At 62.7% G+C, this 16,454-nt stretch carries 16 protein-coding genes; 15 read left to right on the top strand and 1 reads right to left on the bottom strand.

Annotated features, from left to right (window positions below):
• The first annotated feature begins 50 nt into the window (after positions 1 to 50).
• The 14 genes from cpaB (AC6JAC_RS07135) (at position 51) to AC6JAC_RS07070 (ending at position 13,552) form a co-directional block, all read left to right on the top strand.
• Positions 51 to 812 carry a Flp pilus assembly protein CpaB gene (gene cpaB / locus AC6JAC_RS07135; protein ID WP_028269545.1) on the top strand — a complete coding sequence of 254 codons (762 nt, stop codon included), beginning with the start codon at positions 51 to 53 and terminating at the stop codon, positions 810 to 812.
• Positions 812 to 2,011, top strand: a complete 1,200-nt coding sequence (locus tag AC6JAC_RS07130) for a CpaE/TadZ family protein (RefSeq protein ID WP_028269546.1) — start codon at positions 812 to 814, stop codon at positions 2,009 to 2,011. Before cpaB (AC6JAC_RS07135) ends, AC6JAC_RS07130 begins: the two co-directional genes overlap by 1 nt.
• Positions 2,008 to 3,492 carry a TadA family conjugal transfer-associated ATPase gene (locus AC6JAC_RS07125; RefSeq protein ID WP_028269547.1) on the top strand — a complete coding sequence of 495 codons (1,485 nt, stop codon included), beginning with the start codon at positions 2,008 to 2,010 and terminating at the stop codon, positions 3,490 to 3,492. The genes AC6JAC_RS07130 and AC6JAC_RS07125 overlap by 4 nt, the downstream gene beginning before the upstream one ends.
• Positions 3,493 to 3,494: 2 nt before the next feature.
• A complete protein-coding gene (locus tag AC6JAC_RS07120; protein ID WP_028269548.1) occupies positions 3,495 to 4,436 on the top strand; it encodes a type II secretion system F family protein in 942 nt (313 codons plus the stop codon).
• A gap of 11 nt (positions 4,437 to 4,447) precedes the next feature.
• On the top strand, positions 4,448 to 5,326 hold the full coding sequence (locus AC6JAC_RS07115) for a type II secretion system F family protein (protein ID WP_028269549.1): 879 nt from the start codon (positions 4,448 to 4,450) through the stop codon (positions 5,324 to 5,326).
• A gap of 410 nt (positions 5,327 to 5,736) precedes the next feature.
• Positions 5,737 to 5,976 carry a Flp family type IVb pilin gene (locus AC6JAC_RS07110; protein ID WP_028269550.1) on the top strand — a complete coding sequence of 80 codons (240 nt, stop codon included), beginning with the start codon at positions 5,737 to 5,739 and terminating at the stop codon, positions 5,974 to 5,976.
• A gap of 121 nt (positions 5,977 to 6,097) precedes the next feature.
• Complete coding sequence (locus tag AC6JAC_RS07105; RefSeq protein ID WP_028269551.1) at positions 6,098 to 6,487, top strand: TadE/TadG family type IV pilus assembly protein; 390 nt, start codon at positions 6,098 to 6,100, stop codon at positions 6,485 to 6,487.
• The gene (locus AC6JAC_RS07100) at positions 6,475 to 7,515 is read left to right on the top strand and encodes a pilus assembly protein TadG-related protein (RefSeq protein WP_028269552.1); all 1,041 of its coding nucleotides are present in this window, start codon (positions 6,475 to 6,477) and stop codon (positions 7,513 to 7,515) included. Before AC6JAC_RS07105 ends, AC6JAC_RS07100 begins: the two co-directional genes overlap by 13 nt.
• 38 nt (positions 7,516 to 7,553) lie before the next feature.
• Entirely contained in the window at positions 7,554 to 8,327 is a 774-nt protein-coding gene (cpaB, locus tag AC6JAC_RS07095) for a Flp pilus assembly protein CpaB (protein ID WP_497964075.1), read from the top strand.
• Complete coding sequence (locus AC6JAC_RS07090) at positions 8,324 to 9,520, top strand: CpaE/TadZ family protein (RefSeq protein WP_347894845.1); 1,197 nt, start codon at positions 8,324 to 8,326, stop codon at positions 9,518 to 9,520. Before cpaB (AC6JAC_RS07095) ends, AC6JAC_RS07090 begins: the two co-directional genes overlap by 4 nt.
• Positions 9,521 to 11,146, top strand: coding sequence for a TadA family conjugal transfer-associated ATPase (locus AC6JAC_RS07085; protein ID WP_231511024.1), 1,626 nt, complete (start codon positions 9,521 to 9,523; stop codon positions 11,144 to 11,146).
• A gap of 7 nt (positions 11,147 to 11,153) precedes the next feature.
• Positions 11,154 to 12,086 carry a type II secretion system F family protein gene (locus AC6JAC_RS07080; protein WP_347894841.1) on the top strand — a complete coding sequence of 311 codons (933 nt, stop codon included), beginning with the start codon at positions 11,154 to 11,156 and terminating at the stop codon, positions 12,084 to 12,086.
• A 7-nt stretch (positions 12,087 to 12,093) separates the two neighbouring features.
• Positions 12,094 to 12,978 carry a type II secretion system F family protein gene (locus tag AC6JAC_RS07075; protein ID WP_028269556.1) on the top strand — a complete coding sequence of 295 codons (885 nt, stop codon included), beginning with the start codon at positions 12,094 to 12,096 and terminating at the stop codon, positions 12,976 to 12,978.
• 109 nt (positions 12,979 to 13,087) lie between these two features.
• A complete protein-coding gene (locus AC6JAC_RS07070) occupies positions 13,088 to 13,552 on the top strand; it encodes an Hpt domain-containing protein (protein ID WP_028269557.1) in 465 nt (154 codons plus the stop codon).
• 49 nt (positions 13,553 to 13,601) lie between these two features.
• Here AC6JAC_RS07070 and AC6JAC_RS07065 read toward each other — a convergent pair whose 3' ends face one another.
• Positions 13,602 to 14,450 carry a response regulator transcription factor gene (locus tag AC6JAC_RS07065; RefSeq protein ID WP_028269558.1) on the bottom strand — a complete coding sequence of 283 codons (849 nt, stop codon included), beginning with the start codon at positions 14,448 to 14,450 and terminating at the stop codon, positions 13,602 to 13,604.
• Between the two features lie 278 nt (positions 14,451 to 14,728).
• On the opposite strand from AC6JAC_RS07065, the gene AC6JAC_RS07060 reads away from it, so the two are divergent.
• Complete coding sequence (locus AC6JAC_RS07060) at positions 14,729 to 16,414, top strand: sensor histidine kinase (protein ID WP_028269559.1); 1,686 nt, start codon at positions 14,729 to 14,731, stop codon at positions 16,412 to 16,414.
• Positions 16,415 to 16,454: the final 40 nt, after the last annotated feature.

The following is a 16,454-nucleotide window of genomic DNA, read 5'->3' as shown; positions in this document are numbered from 1 at the left end:
GTTCTCATCGCGGAACGGATGCACTCACACACTAAGAAGGAGCATCTAAAGTGAAATCACGCCTACTGGGAGGCATTGCAGCGCTGCTGCTGGCAATCACTGGAACCGTACTACTTGTCGTATACGTCCAGGGAGCTGACAACAGGGCATTGCAAGGACTGGATCCCGTAAATGTACTCGTCGTCAAAGAATCTGTCCCTGCCGGCACAAAGGCAGAAGACCTGAACGGTAAGGTCCAACTGGAGTCGATGCCTCAATCTGCAGTGCCGGAGGGCGCCCTCGACAAGCTAAGCGAGCAGGGGGGAAAAGTCACCTCCGTGGCTTTGGAACCCGGCGAGCAACTCCTTTCAGCCAGGCTAGTCGATCCTCGGGACCTGCGGCCGGGAACGGTGCCGGTACCTGAGGGGCTTGAAGAGGTCACTTTCCTGTTGGCACCAGATCGGATCCTGGGCGGACGGCTCGAAGCAGGAGACAAAGTAACAGTCTTCAGCTCCTTCAAGGCGGAGGATGCAATGCCGGACAATGCCAACGTTCCGGCCGAAGTCAAGGGATGGAAGCAGTCCACCGGGCTCCTCTTCCACGATGTACTTGTCACAGCTGTCCAGAAAGCCGAGCCGGACGCTAAGTCGGGGTCCTCAGACAATGCCGTTGCGATGCCGAACGGTTCCGCCTACGTGACTGTCGCCCGCAGCGACGCCGACGCCTCCAAAATGATCTATGGGGCGGAGTTCGGTACCCTCTGGCTGTCCAAGCAGACGGCGTCCACGGCTAAGTCCAATCCTCCCATTACGACGTTCGGTGGGCTGTACTGATGAGCCGCTTTGTCGCAGTCACGGCGGTGCGCGACTTTGAGGGCCGCGTCCGCCAGGCCATCGCAGGGGCCTTGCACGGAGAACTGCAGACCCTCAATCCGGAGGTATTGTCCGGTGGACCTGATGATGTGTTCAAGCAGCTCAATGGTGCACCGCCCGAGGTTCTGATCCTCGGACCCGGCGTAACAGCTGAAGCCGCGTTGAAACTGGCTACGGTCTTTGACCTCCAGTACCCGGAGATCAGCCTTCTGCTTGTTGCGGAGCCCAGCCCAGACTTGGTGTTGAAGGCCATGCATTCGGGGATCCGCGATGTTGTCACGCCAGAAATTGAAGTCAACGATCTGCGAGTGCTACTGGAACGAGCGTGCCTCGCCGCAGCCAGCCGCCGGCGAGGCATGGGCCCCGCTGCCGAACCTGACCAGGACCGTGGGCGGGTCATTGCGGTGATGTCACCCAAGGGTGGCGTCGGGAAAACCACAGTCGCAACGAATCTTGCAATTGGTTTAGGCAAGGTTGCCCCGATGAGCGTAGTTCTCGTGGATCTGGACCTTCAGTTCGGAGACGTTGCGTCGGGATTGCAGCTCGAACCGGAACACTCCATCACGGAGGCAGTTCACGGCGCCGCATCGCAGGATTCGATGGTTTTGAAGGCGTTTCTGACCGTCCATCCGGCGGGCATCTATGCACTCTGCGCTCCCCGCACGCCATCCGAATCTGACTACATCACAGCCGACCACGTCAGTCGCCTGCTGAATCAACTGGCGAGCGAGTTCAAATACGTCGTGGTCGACACCGCACCAGGTCTGGGGGAACACGTCCTTGCGACCCTGGAGCTGGCTACAGACGGCGTATGGGTCTGTGGCATGGATGTTCCCAGTGTCCGCGGGCTCCGCAAGTGTTTCACTGTCCTTAAGGAGCTCCAGTTGCTGCCGCAGGGACGGCATACCGTCCTGAATTTCGCTGATCGCAAAAGCGGACTGTCGGTACAGGATGTTGAAGCGACAATCGGGGTCCCGATAGATGCAGTGGTGCCACGATCCCGGACTTTGCCGTACTCGACGAATCGCGGGATACCCGTTCTGCAGAGCACTTCCAGGGACTCGGCCACCAAAGGCCTGAAGAAGCTGGTAGACCGCTTTGACCCCCAGTGGGTGTCCTCTAATCACAACAAATTGCACCGACGGGTGGTTGTCTCATGAAACTCTCAGACCGACTTTCCAGGACGCAGCGGGAGGGTGCCTCACAGCCTCCCAACGGAACAATCGATGAAGCTCCCGTCTCAGGGCCCGCCTCTTCAATTCCTTTCGCGTCACCGGCTGCGGGCGGGAGCCCAATCGCCCTCGCCACCGCGCCCTCGCTCGGAGGCGGCCCCGTCGTCCCTGTTGTCGACGCGTTGGCCGGGCTGAAGCAACGCGCGGCACTCGCACTATTTGAGCGGATGGGAACGCGTTTCGGCGACACCTCGGCGTCCGAAGAAGATCTCCGCGCAAGCGCCGTTGAAGAACTATCGGCGGTGATTGATCAGGAGCAGGTTCCGCTTTCGCCCGAAGAACGACGTCGCCTCATCCGTGACGTTGCCGACGAAGTCATGGGCTTGGGTCCGCTTCAGCGCCTCCTGGAGGATCCGGCTGTAACCGAAATCATGGTCAATCGTTCCGATCAAATCTACGTGGAACGTAACGGACGTCTCTCACTGACCGGATCACAGTTCAGCTCGGATGATCACTTGCGGAAGGTAATCGAGCGCATCGTCTCCAAAGTGGGCCGCCGCATCGATGAATCGTCTCCGCTCGTCGATGCAAGGCTGGAAGACGGTTCGCGTGTGAATGCGATCATCCCGCCCTTGGCTGTGAACGGACCATCACTTACCATCCGTAAGTTCAGCCAGGTCCCGTTGACTGTGCAGAACCTCATTGACTGGGGGTCCATGACTCCGGAAATGGCGGAGCTCCTCAGCGCATGTGTGCGAGCACGGCTGAATATCATCGTCTCTGGCGGAACAGGAACAGGCAAGACGACACTTCTCAACGTCCTTTCCTCCTTCATTCCCGAGGACGACAGGATCGTCACCATCGAGGACGCGGTGGAACTGCAGTTGCAGCAAGAGCACGTGGTCCGGTTGGAAAGCCGGCCACCCAATATCGAGGGCAAGGGTGCAGTGCCCATTCGCGAACTCCTCAGGAACTCGCTCCGCATGCGTCCTGACCGCATCATTGTCGGCGAAGTCCGTGGCGGCGAATCACTGGACATGCTCCAGGCCATGAACACCGGCCACGATGGCTCGTTGTCCACCGTTCACGCTAACGCTCCGCGCGATGCCGTTGCCCGACTTGAAACGCTGGTCCTCATGGCCGGGATGGACCTTCCCTTGCGGGCCATACGGGAGCAGATAGCGTCCGCCGTTGACCTGATCATCCAGGTAACCCGTCTGCGTGACGGAAGCCGCCGGGTCACACATGTCACCGAAGTTCAAGGCATGGAGGGAGAAATCGTTACGCTCCAGGATGCCTTCGTCTTCGACTATTCCGCAGGTATGGACGCCCAAGGCAGGTTTCTTGGAAAGCCGGTTCCCACAGGAATCCGTCCTCGGTTCCTGGATCGTTTCGCTGATCTGGGCATCGCAGTATCCCCGGGCGTCTTCGGTGCGGCTTCGGCTCCGGTTTCTTCAGGGAGGCGGTGATCATGGATTCGCCGGCCGTCCTCGGTTTTGCCATCTGTTTGTGCCTTGCCGCATTGATATTGGTCTTCCTTGTAGTGCTTAAGCCGCGTTACGGTGCCATCCCCATGGAGCGCCGCCGGAACTCGTCTCAGCCGCAAGCATCAACAGTTAGCCGCTTCACTCAATCAGCCGTAACCGCCGTTGACGGAGTTATCGGCGAATCGGGGGGCCCCTACAACAGGGCAGTGCTCTACAACGCCGGGGTCAAGATGTCGCCGGCCGACTTCACGGTGGCGGTAGGGATCGGGTCTGTGTTCGCAGGTGTATTCGCCTGGTTCCTGACGCACATTTTGATCGGATTCCTCGTAGCAGCAGCTACGCCGTTTGCCACCAAACTGGTCCTCAACATTCTCACGGACAAGCGCCGCGGAAAGTTCGAAGCCCAACTGACAGACACCATCCAGATGTTGATTGGAGGCCTCCGCGTCGGTCACAGCGTAATGCGGTCCATCGAGGCAGCGTCACTGGAGGCGGATGCTCCGACATCGGAGGAACTTGCCCGGATCGTCAATGAGACCCGGATTGGCAAGGACGCACGCGTGGCAATCGAGGACGCCGCGGATCGCATGGACAGTGAAGATTTCCGGTGGATTGCCCAGGCTGTCCAGATCAACAGGGAAGTCGGCGGGGACCTAGCCGAAGTGCTCGAACAAGTGGCCGCAACCATTCGCGAACGAAGCGACATCAAGGGCCAGATCCGGTCTCTCAGTGCCGAAGGGAAAATGTCGGCGTACATCCTGATGGCACTGCCAGTCGGCGTTGCTTTGTTCCTAGGGGTCATCAATCCGGGATACCTCAACGTGTTCGTCGAACACTTCGTCGGGATCATCCTCATGGTGCTCAGCGTCATCATGTTCATCGTCGGCGGCTTCTGGCTTAGCCGGATCGTCAAGATCAAGTTCTAGGGGGATTCCAAATGAACATCACAGTCCTGGCGCTAATAGCGCTGGTTGTTATCCCGGTCACCTTCCTGGCGTGGTCGCTCGTGTCGATCGACCGGCGGGGGATGGTGGCAGTCCAAACGAACTTGGGCCAGGGATTCAGTGTCAACGGGAACGCTGCCATCCAGCGGACCCCGGCTCTCCTGGGTGCTGCGAAGAGATTGACTCCGACCGGCTACGTCGGAAAGCTCGACCGCTGGCTGTCTCTGGCCGGAAGACCAGCGTCCATGCCGCTAGACAGGCTCCTTGTTGCCAAGCCCAGCCTGGCGCTTGGCGGCGCGATGTTGGGGCTGCTGCTCTTCAGCAACAGCCCATCGCCTCAGACGTTTGCCTTGGGATTGGCAATCACCGCGTTCTTCTATTTCCTGCCGGACCTGCTCATCTACAACAAGGGAATCAAGCGCCAGCAGGAAATAGAAATGGAGCTGCCCAATACGCTCGATCAGATGCTCATTTCAGTAGAAGCCGGGCTGGGATTTGAAGCCGCAATGGCTCGCGCTGGACAAAACGGCACCGGAGCGCTGGCCCAAGAGCTGGTCCGGACCCTCCAGGACATCCAGGTAGGACGTCCCCGGCAGGAGGCCTACGCTGCACTGGCGGCACGGTCTTCTGTTCAGGACCTCCGGAGCTTTGTTCGCGCGGTGGTCCAAGCTGACAAGTACGGCATCGGGATTGCAAAGGTACTTCGGATGCAAGCCAAGCAATCCAGGATCAAGCGGCGCCAGCGGGCCGAAGAGAAGGCCATGAAGCTTCCGGTCAAGGTGCTGTTTCCCTTGTTGCTTTGCATCTTCCCCGTCCTGTTCATCGTGATCCTGGGGCCGGCCGCAATCAACATCATGAAGGCGTTTAGCTAGGGCTTTCCAACGGCCAGAGTTCTGGCCGCACAGACCCGGGCTCCTTGGCACCCAGAACCGAGGAGTCCGTTGCCACCCGGCAGCGAGGAGTAGGATCTCGCACCGGGCGAAGGCCCTGAGCGCGTGTGAGTGCTCGTTCAGGGCCTTCGTGGGAAAAAATCACCATATCGCTCGGGTGTCTGCCAAGGACTCCTTCAGCCGCAAGGTTGAGGGAGTCCTTATGTGTGAGGAAGCCGCCTGCAGTCCCAGCAAATCCGCAGATTAAGCGCAGGTTTGGCGCTGCCCATACGCAATGCGAGCAGGCTTGGCGAAGGATGCACCAAGATCCAACCGAAAGCGGTCACACGGTTGCTATTTTTTTGGCAGAGCTGGTGCAGGACCAGCCCACCCAAACTCGCTCAGGAGTCCCCATGCTTTCTCTCCACACCAACCTCATGATCCGCCTTCGCAGCGACGAAAAGGGCGCTACCGCCGTCGAATACGGCATCATGGTTGCCCTCATCGCCGTCGTGATCATCGTAGCCGTCACCATTCTCGGCGGAACTTTGACCGATATGTTTACCCAGGTGTCGTGCTCAGTCAGCGGTGGCACTTACGGTGCCGGCGCTGAGGCCGGGCTGGGAACCTGCACCCCCAAGGCCGCCCCGTAAGGCGCTAGCCCACCCTCCCGACGCGCCCCGGCACGTCCACCAACCGAAGTGGCGGCGGCATCCAAGCCGCCGCCACTTCGGCTGTCTTCACCACACCATCAGCCAGAGGAAAGGCACCACCATGTCCAGGGCATCCGAGCGCGGAGCTGTTGCGGTCGAGTTTGCGATCCTGGCGCCCGTCCTCATCATGTTGCTCTTGGGCATCGTCGAATTCAGCCGGGCTTACAACGCCCAGGCCTCACTCTCCGCCGCAGCCCGCGAAGGCGTGCGCGTCATGGCTATCTCCAACAAAGTCTCTGATGCCAACAAGGCTGCGAGGGATACTGCGGTATCGCTTCAGCCCGGGCTGAAGGACACGAACATCGTTTTCAAGAATCTCGACACCGGCACCACCAGTTGTGCACCGGGTAACCGCATCACCGTCATCATCAGCTACAACCTCTCAACCATGACCGGCATCGCCGGCCCGTTCGCCATGACCGGTAAAGGGGCCATGCTATGCGGCGGCTAAGTCACCCCGGGCATAAATACGACGGCGAACGCGGCGCCGTGAGCGTGATCGTTGCCGTCATGCTTGTGGTGCTGTTGGGCTTTGGGGCCATAGCCGTGGACGTCGGCATGCTCTACGCCGAACGAACCCAGCTACGAAACGGAGCAGACGCAGCGGCGCTGGCCATTGCCCAAAAATGCGCCAAGAGCGCCCCCAGCTCGATCGACGCAGACTGTTCCACCACTTCCACTCTGGCCGCAAGCCTTGCCAACTCGAACGCCAATGACGCCCGCAGCAACATCAAATCCACCGTGCTGGATAAGGCCGCTCGCAGCGTCACGGTCACGGCCGGCGCACAGGAGAAAGGCAGGACTCCCAACGAAGTCTCGCTGTTCTTTGCCCGGGTGCTGGGCATGAACTCGACCGAAGTCAATGCCCGTTCAACAGTCGTGTGGGGCAGCCCCGAAAAAGGGACGACTCCCTTTCCCATCACTGTGTCGGTCTGCCAGGTCCGCAACAGTACGGACATCATGCAGTTGCTCCAACTGCACGGAAAAAACGCGAACGTGGACTGCAACTACGGTCCATCGGGCGCGTTCGTTGAGGGCGGTTTCGGTGGCCTCAAACAAGATATCGGCCAATGCGGCGCCTTCATCGACGTCGCCAAGAGCACAGCCGGAGGAGATACCGGCAACAATGCGCCGCCAAACTGCGAGGCCACGTTGAACGGCTGGGCGGCGGACATGAACGCAAACAAAGACGTCTTCGTGTTGCTGCCGATCTTCAATTCCGTCACCGGAACCGGTACCAACGCTATCTACGGACTGACCACTTTTGCCGCGTTCAAAGTTGCCGGATGGAAAGTTGGCAGCTCGGGCCTTCCGTACACCTTTCGCAACCGGGCCCCTGACGTTCCGGCCGCACTCGAATGCAGGGAACCATGCCGCGGAATCATCGGAACCTTCGTCAAGTATGTTTCCCTGGCCAACGGCTACACGCTCGGCCCCGTCAACCCCGACGGCGCGACTGTCGTTGCCCTCAGCAAATAGTTTCGTCCACCCCGCATGTTTAACCACAGGAGCAGTCAGTGAAGTCACGTTTGTTGGCAGGAGTGGTGGCAGTCCTGTTGGCCATCGTCGGGGCGGTGCTTGTCGTCACTTACGCCCAGGGCGCTGACCAGCGGGCAGTCAAGGACCTGGATCCGGTGGGAGTTCTGGTGGTCACCAAAGCGATCCCGGCCGGCGCAACCGTGGACACAGTGAAGGCATCGGTGGCCCTGGAGCAGGTGCCCGGCACCGCCGTCGCAAAATCCGCGCTGGACACCCTCGAAGATTCCGCCGGCAAGGTGGCCGCCTCGAATCTCGTCCCGGGCGAACAGCTGCTGAAGGAAAAAATGGTGGAACCTGAAGACCTCCAGACCTCCGGTTCAGTCAAAGTCCCGGCAGGCCTCCAGGAAGTCTCCTTCCAGCTGGAGCCGCAGCGCATGGTGGGCGGGCGCCTTCAACCCGGCGACCACGTGGGCGTCTTCATCTCCATGAAGACAGGCGGCATCGAGGCGAAGGCCGACAAGGAGACCACGCAGCTCTCCATCCATAAGGTTCTGGTCACCGCGGTCCAGCGCGCCCCCGAGGGAGCTGCCGCCAACCCGGCGCCGTCGGCGAGCGCCGGAACGGACCCTAATCCCCGGGACGTGAACCTCCCCACCGGCTCCCTGATGATCACCGTTGCAGTCAACGACATCAACGCCGGCAAGATCGTATTCGCGTCCGAGTTCGGTGATGCCATCTGGCTCACCCGCGAACCCCTAGACGCCGAGGACAACGGGCCGCGCATCATGATCCGGCCGGACGTCTACAAATGAGCCGCTTCACCCTCATCACACCGGACGTCGACTTCGACGGCCGCCTCCGCCAGGCCGTTGCCGGCGGTCTCCAAGGCGGCGTGCAGACCTTCTTCACAAGCGTGCTCCCCGCCGATCCCAACGACCTGTTCGCAGCCCTCAACCAGGAACTGACCGAGGTGCTCATCCTGGGACCCGACGTCCCGGTCGATGAAGCCCTCCGGTTTGCCACGGTGATGAACGTCCGGTTCCCGGAACTGAGCGTCATCCTCGCCGCCGAACCGGACCCGGACTTCATCCTGCAGGCAATGCGCGCCGGCATCAGGGACATCCTCTCCCCCGGCTCCGATCCCGCCCAGATCCGGGTGCTCCTGGAACGCGCCAACCAATCGTTCGCCAGCAGATACCGTGTTCAGGCCGCCCCGCCAATGACGGAATCCAACAAAGGCCTCGTCATCGGGGTCTTCTCCCCCAAGGGCGGTGTAGGCAAAACCACCATCGCCACCAACCTCGCCATCGGCCTGGGCAAGATCGCCCCGATGAGTGTGGTGATCGTGGACCTGGACCTGCAGTTCGGCGACGTCGCCTCCGGGCTCTACCTCGACCCGCAGCACACCGTCACGGACGCAGTGTCCCCCGCTGCGAGCCAGGACTCCCTGGTCCTCAAGGCCTTCCTGACGGTCCACCCCGGCGGCATTTACGCCGTGTGCGCTCCCCCCACTCCCGTTGATGCGGACGAGATCACCCCGGACCAGGTCAGCCGGCTGCTGGAACAGCTGTCCGAGCAGTTCCAGTACGTTGTGGTGGACACCGCACCGGGGCTTCCCGAAATCGGCCTGGCCGCCATGGAGCAGTGCACCGATGTGGTGTGGGTCAGCGGGATGGACATCCCCAGCGTACGCGGCCTGCGCTCCGGCCTGGAAGTGCTGCGCCAGCTGGAAATCCTCCCCGAGACCAGGCACGTGGTGCTGAACATGGCCGATTCCAAGCTGGGCCTGACCGTCCAGGACCTCGAATCGACCATCGGCGCGCCCGTGGACGTGAGCATTCCGAGGTCCCGCGCCGTCGCCCTGTCCACCAACCGCGGCATCCCCGTCCTCCAGGAATCAGCCAAGGACCCGGCAACCAAGAGCCTGAACCAGCTCGTCGACCGTTTCAACCCCGCCTGGCGGGCCAAATCCCAACGCAAACTGCACCGAAGGGTCGTGGTCTAGATGAAACTTTCAGAACGCATCAGCGCGGTGCAAGCGAAGTCGCAGTCACGCACCCAAATTGCCGCGCCGCTACAGACCTCGCGCACCGCCACCGCAACGCTGGAGCGGGAACGCCCGGAATTGCCGGCCCCGCAGCCGGAACCGTGGGCTCCGGTGAGGACGGACAAACGGACGACGACGGCGGCACCGGCTGCCGCCGTCGTCGTACCTTCCGCGGCGCCTGACCATGCGGAAGAGGCGAAACCGAAAGCCCAGCAGCCGGTGGACGCGTTTGCCGCGCTGAAGGAGCGGGCGGCCACGGCGCTGTTCGAGCGCATGGGTGCCCGCTTCAACGATTCGGCCATCACCGAGCTGGAGCTCCGGACGTCCGCCCGTGAGGAGCTCACCCGCATCATCGACGCCGAACAGGTGCCGCTCTCCTCGGAGGAACGCACGCGCCTGGTCCAGGACGTCGCCGACGACGTGCTGGGCTACGGTCCCCTGCAGCGGCTGCTGGACGACCCCGCCGTCACCGAAATCATGGTCAACCGGATGGACCAGATCTACGTCGAACGCAAGGGCCACCTCACGCTGGCCGATTCCCGCTTCAGCTCGGAAGAACACCTGCGGAAGGTCATCGAGCGCATCGTGTCCAAGGTAGGCCGCCGCATTGACGAATCCTCGCCCCTGGTGGATGCCCGGCTGGAAGACGGCTCCCGCGTCAACGCGGTGATCCCGCCGCTGGCCGTGGGCGGATCGTCGCTGACGATCCGAAAATTCAGCAAGGTTCCGCTCACCGTCCGGAACCTGATCGACTACGGCACTCTGACTCCTGAGATGGCAGAGCTCCTCAACGCCTGCGTCAAGGCCAAGCTCAACATCATCGTCTCGGGCGGCACGGGCACCGGGAAGACCACCCTCTTGAACGTGCTCTCCTCGTTCCTGCCCTCGGACGAACGGATCGTCACCATCGAGGACGCCGTGGAACTGCAGATCCAGCAGGAACATGTGGTCCGGCTGGAAAGCCGCCCGCCCAATACCGAAGGCAAGGGCGAAGTGACCATCCGCGAACTGCTGCGGAACTCGCTGCGTATGCGCCCCGACCGCATCGTGGTGGGTGAGGTCCGCGGCGGCGAGTCGCTGGACATGCTCCAGGCCATGAACACCGGCCACGACGGTTCCCTGTCCACGGTGCACTCCAATTCCCCGCGTGATGCCGTGGCGCGCCTGGAAACCCTGGTGCTCATGGCCGGGATGGACCTGCCGCTGCGGGCCATCCGGGAACAGATAGCCTCGGCGGTTAACCTGATCGTCCAGATTTCACGCCTGCGGGACGGCAGCCGCCGCATCACCCACGTGACCGAGGTGCAGGGCATGGAAGGTGACATCGTCACGCTGCAGGACGCCTTTGTTTTCGACTACTCGGCCGGCGTCGACGCCCAGGGCCGCTTCCTCGGACGGCCGGTTGCCACCGGGATCCGCCCGCGCTTCATCGACCGCTTCGAGGACCTCGGAATCCACGTCTCCCCCGCCGTCTTCGCCACGCCCGCGGGGCCCGGAACCAGCGGGCCTTCCGGGCAGGGAGGGCCCTCCGGTCCTGGCCGGCACGGCGGCCATGCGGCCCCCTCCGGCCACGGAACGGCCTAGGGGCGCCATGCTCATGACCATCGGAGCCGCGCTCCTTTTCCTTGCACCGCTGCTGCTCGGCGTGGCGATACTGATCCCCGGCGCTCCGGAGATCGCACTCAGCCGTCGCCGGCCGTTCGCCTTTGACCCGCCCTCGCGGCTGACACGCCTGGCCAACCTCACCGTCGGCGCCCTGGACCGGTTCCTGGCCGCCCGGAATGTCCGCCTCTACAACCGGGAGGCACTGGAAACGGCCGGTGTCCGGCTCACCCAGGCCGAGTTCATTGTCCTGGTGATCGCCGGCGCCATCGTGGGCGCCCTGGTGGGCCTGGTCATCGGCGTGCCCGCCGTGTCCGTCCTGCTCGTCATCCTCGCCCCCTTCGTGGGGCACCTGGTGCTCGGCTTCCTGGCCGGCAAGCGGCGTGCCAAGTTCGACCAGCAGCTCGGCGACACCCTCCAGCTCCTCGCCGGCGGGCTGCGGGCCGGCCACAGCATCCTCCGCGCCATCGATGCCGCCGCTGCCGAGTCCCAAAGCCCCACCTCGGAAGAAATGCGCCGGGTCATCACCGAAACCAGCCTGGGCCGGGACCTGCTGGCCTCCCTGACGGACACCTCGGAACGCATGAAGAACGAGGACTTCGTCTGGATCGCGCAGGCCATCCAGATCAACCGCGAGGTGGGCGGCAACCTGGCGGAGGTCCTCGACCAGGTCAATGAAACGATCCGGGAAAGGTCCGAGATCAAGGGCCATATCAAGGCACTCGCGGCGGAGGGCAAGTTCTCCGCCTACATCCTGATTGCCATGCCCATCGGCATCGTGCTGATGCTGATGGCGGTGAACCCCGGCTACATGGACGCCATGTTCACGCACCCCCTGGGCTGGGCCATGATCGCCGGATCCGTGGTGCTCATGACCATCGGCAGCCTGTGGATGCGCAAAATCATCGATCTGAAATTTTGAGGTGTCCATGAATCCCGTGGTGCTCGCCTCGCTCCTCCTGGTCTGCCTCCCCGTAGGCTACCTGGCATGGTCCGTCCTGTCCGTGGACCGCAAGTCCCGGACCGCAACAGTGGCCATCCTCAACCGTGGCAGGAGGGCTGCCGACGTCCCCGAAAAGACCCGGGGCAATTTGCTCGACAGGATCGGCTACGGCCTGACACCCGCCGCCTATGTCCGCAAACTCGACCGGCTGCTCTCCCTGGCCGGCCGGCCCGTTGCCTGGCCCCTGGGCCGCATCCTCGCGGCGAAGCCCGTCCTCGGACTGGTGGGGGCCTCCCTTTTCATCCTCATCAGCATGAGCAGCCCCAAACCGATGATCAAACTCGCCGGCCTGTTCCTGCTCTTCCTGGGTTACTTCATCCCGGACCTGCTCCTGTACAGCAAAGGCATGGAGCGCCAGAAGGCCATGCAACTGGAACTCGCCAACACCCTGGACCAGATGCTGATCTCCGTGGAAGCCGGCCTCGGCTTCGAGGGTGCCATGGCCCGGGCAGGCGAAAACGGCAAGGGCCCGCTGGCCGAGGAAATCATCCGCACGCTGCAGGACATGCAGGTGGGACGAAGCCGGCGGGAGTCCTACATCGCGCTGGCCGAGCGGACCAACATCCCGGAGCTGCGCAGCTTCGTCCAGGCGATCGTCCAGGCCGACACCTACGGCATCGCCATCAGCCGGGTCCTGCGGATCCAGGCGAAGGTCATGAGGGTGAAGCGACGGCAACGCGCGGAGGAAAAAGCCATGAAGCTGCCCGTGATGATCCTGTTCCCGCTGCTGTTCTTCATCTTCCCGGTGCTGTTCATCGCCATTCTGGGCCCCGCCGTCATCAACACCGTTGTCACATTCAGCAGTCAATAGAGTGCCCAAAGTGACACCGATCACCGCTTGTTACCCCAAGAGACTCAAGGTTTGCACAATATCTGCCTAGGTCGAGCGAATTGACAGATTCAGGAAGTAGCGTTGTCATATGTCCATTTCAGGCAGCTGTACCGAAGACGAAGGTGCGGACCACATCTGCACCCTTCCCTCGGCTGCCCCGGGCACTGACGCCAGCCTGGCTTTTGAGGAAATCCCGCTCGTGGACCTCCTGGTGCTGCAGGACCTTGAAAGCCAGCTGGCCCAGCCGGCCGTCGCCAGGAAGTTCGCCCTGGATTACATCGAAATCTGGGATCAGCGCTACGTGAACCTGAGGAACGCAATTTCCGGCCAGGACCGCACCACCGCACTCGATGCCGCGATCAGCCTGAAGATCGGCTCGGCAATGGTGGGAGGCCTCCGCCTGGCCCGCCTTGCGGAAGACGTCGAGGCCATCATCCGGTCAGGGTGCTGGGACAAGGGCCAGTCAATGCTGGCCCTCATCGCAGAACTCGGCCGCGAAACCGTTGCGCAGCTGCGCCGGAGCTACCTGCCGGCAGGCCACTCGGCCGAGTAGCCCGCCGGGCCGTTGGTAGCCCGATCGGCCAGGCAGCCTGCCGGAGCCGCTAGAGCTTGGCGGCTCCCAGCCGGTACCCCACGCCCCGCACGGTCTGCAGCAATTGCGGCGTGTGGGCATCCTCGTGGAGCTTTTTGCGGAGGTTGCCGATGTGGACCTCCACGGCACGCTCGTCAGCCTCGCTGATGTACGTGTCGTCCTGGTAGTAGTCCCCTCGGACCACTTTCACCAGGTCAGCCCGCGTGCACACACCGCCGCCGGCCCGCAGCAGTTCCTCCAGCAACACAAACTCGCTGCGCGTCAGCTCCAGTTCCTTGCCGGCCAGTTCGGCGGACCGTGTCCGGGGGCTGAGCCTGAGATCGCGGTGCTCCAGGACGTCCCTGGTGCCGGTTCCGTGCGCTGCCCCGGTTCCATGCGCTGCCCCGGTTCCGTGCGCGGCGCCGGGTTGGGCATGCGGTGCCGGTTTCGCCGGCGCCGGCTGCTGCTGTGCGTCCTGCCGCAGCCCGTCCTGGCGTTGCGCGCCGCTGTACCGTGGCCGCCGCATCATGGCCGCCACCCTCGCGCGGAGTTCCAGGGGACGGAACGGCTTGGTGATGTAGTCGTCCGCGCCCGAGTGCAGGCCGGTCAACATATCCGGTTCTTCGCTCCGGCCTGTCAGCATCACCACGTAGGCATCACTGAACTGCCGGATGCGCCGCAGCACCTCGTAGCCGTCAATGTCCGGCAGCCCCACATCCAAGGTGACAATATTCGCCTGTTGATGTCGTACCAATTCCACGCCTTCGCGGCCGTCCGAGGCGGTGTGCACCTCAAACCCCGCTTGAAGGAAGACCGATTCCAACAAGTTACGTATGTCCTTGTCGTCCTCGACAACCACAGCTACTCCCAGATCGCTCATGGTCAACCCCATAAATCCCCAGACCCCATGCAAGCATCTGCCCATCGCAAATGCCTGTTACACCCCCCAAAGGACTACGCTACAAGAAATCTCGCTTATTGGCGGCTCTTTTTCCGTGGCAGATGTATGAATGTCAATTAGCATGACTTCACAGTAAACAATGACGTCCAAGAAAGGCCCGGGCCCCATGATTGCCACCATTCGCCACCAGCATTCGCCCGGCCAAGGTGAGTGGGCCGGCGGCGTTGTGCTCAGGGCGGGGACCAGGGCCCACCTGCGTGGCTGAGACATCGCTGGCTCCCAGCGCCGACCGTTTCTTCCGTGCGCTGGGGCCTCGCACCCAGGTGATCCTGTGCCAATTACCGCTTTCATTTGTGGTCCTGGCACTGGCAGTCACGGCATTCCTCGCTTGGCCCGGCATATTCGGCAACGACGTCTTCCTGATGGCTTTGGGGATGCACGCCCTCCTTTTCCTGGCATGCATCCTGCTGCCTTGGGAAAAGCTTGGGCCGTACGTTCCGCTATTCATTCCCATGTTTGATTTCATCGCCATCTGGCTGACCCGCCTCGGCGTGCCGCCCGGCGTTCCGGGCCTCGGCGTCCTGGCAATTTTCCCGGTGATCTGGGTGTCCGCCTCGTCGCTGCCCGCCCGGAGCAGCCTCTTCCTAAGCTTCTGCGGGCCCCTGTTAATTTCCCTGCCCCCGTTGTTTTCCCGGCTTCCGGCGGTTTCCGCCTCGGACGTGGCGTCCGCGCTGCTTTTGCCGCTCATGATGCTCACAGTGTCCCTCGCGATCCGCTTCGCCAGCGTGAACCTGAAGCTGCAACAGCGGGATTTGGAGGCGAAGGACCGTGAAATGCGTGCGCTCTTCGAGGAAAGCAAGGAGCGCGAAAAGCTGCTGGACACAATCCTGGAAACTGTCGACGTCGGCATTGTCGCCGTGAATGCCAAGGGTGACCGGCTGCTGACAAATGTCCGGCAATCCCAGCTGGAAGCCGCGGCGTCCCCGGGAGGTCTTTCGGATCAATTGCCGGCATCGAGAATCGAGGAGCAACTGACACTCCTCAGCCAGGACGGGAAATCGCCATTGGCCCCGGATAAACGTCCCGTTTACCGGGCCACCCAGGGTGAGTCCTTTGCCGATTACCTGGTCTGGTTCGGTGAAGGACCGCAGCGCCGGGCCATTTCCACGGCGGCCCGGTCCCTGAGGAATGACGACGGCGACTTCAACGGCGCCGTGGTGGTGTTCAATGACGTGACCGGCCTGGTGGAGGCGATGGCGGCCAAGGACGATTTCCTGTCCAACGTGACCCACGAACTGCGCACCCCCCTGAATTCCGTCATAGGGAACCTCGATCTGGTGCTCGACGGCGAGCACGGACTCCCGCCCCTGGCCGCTCAACGGCTGGAGGTGGCGCAGCGCAACACGGAACGGCTCCTCACCCTGGTGTCGGATCTGCTGCTGTCGGCGTCGGCGTCGCTGCCGGTGCATCCGCGGAGGACGGACTTGTCCGGACTGGTGGATTTCTGCGTTGGTTCGGCGCAGGAACATGCCGCCGCCGCCAAGGTGTCGCTTCGTGCCGACGTGCCGGTGCCTTTATGGGCGCAGGTGGACCCGCTCCGGCTCGGCCAGGTCCTGGACAACCTCCTGTCCAACGCCATCAAATACTCGCCCGACGGCGGGACGGTCCGGGTCACGGCCCGGGCGGAAGCCGAGCAGGTGTACCTGCGCGTGGACGACACCGGGATGGGAATGACTCCGGCCGACGCGGCGCAGGTGTTCAACAGGTTCTTCCGCAGCCGCGATGTGCTGCAGTCCGGCATCCCCGGCGTCGGCCTGGGGCTCTCCATCACGAAGGCCATCGTGGACCTGCACCGCGGCTCCATTACGTGCACCAGCCGGCCAGGCGAGGGAAGTAGTTTCACTGTGGTCCTGCCGGCGGAAGACCCTCCCCCGGGCTACTAGCGGCCGGCCCTCTAGCTGACCAAAAAATTAGCGGCCCGGC

The sequence above is a fragment of the Arthrobacter sp. KUASC02 genome (assembly GCF_059739395.1).
This window is presented reverse-complemented; position numbering and strand designations above follow the sequence as displayed.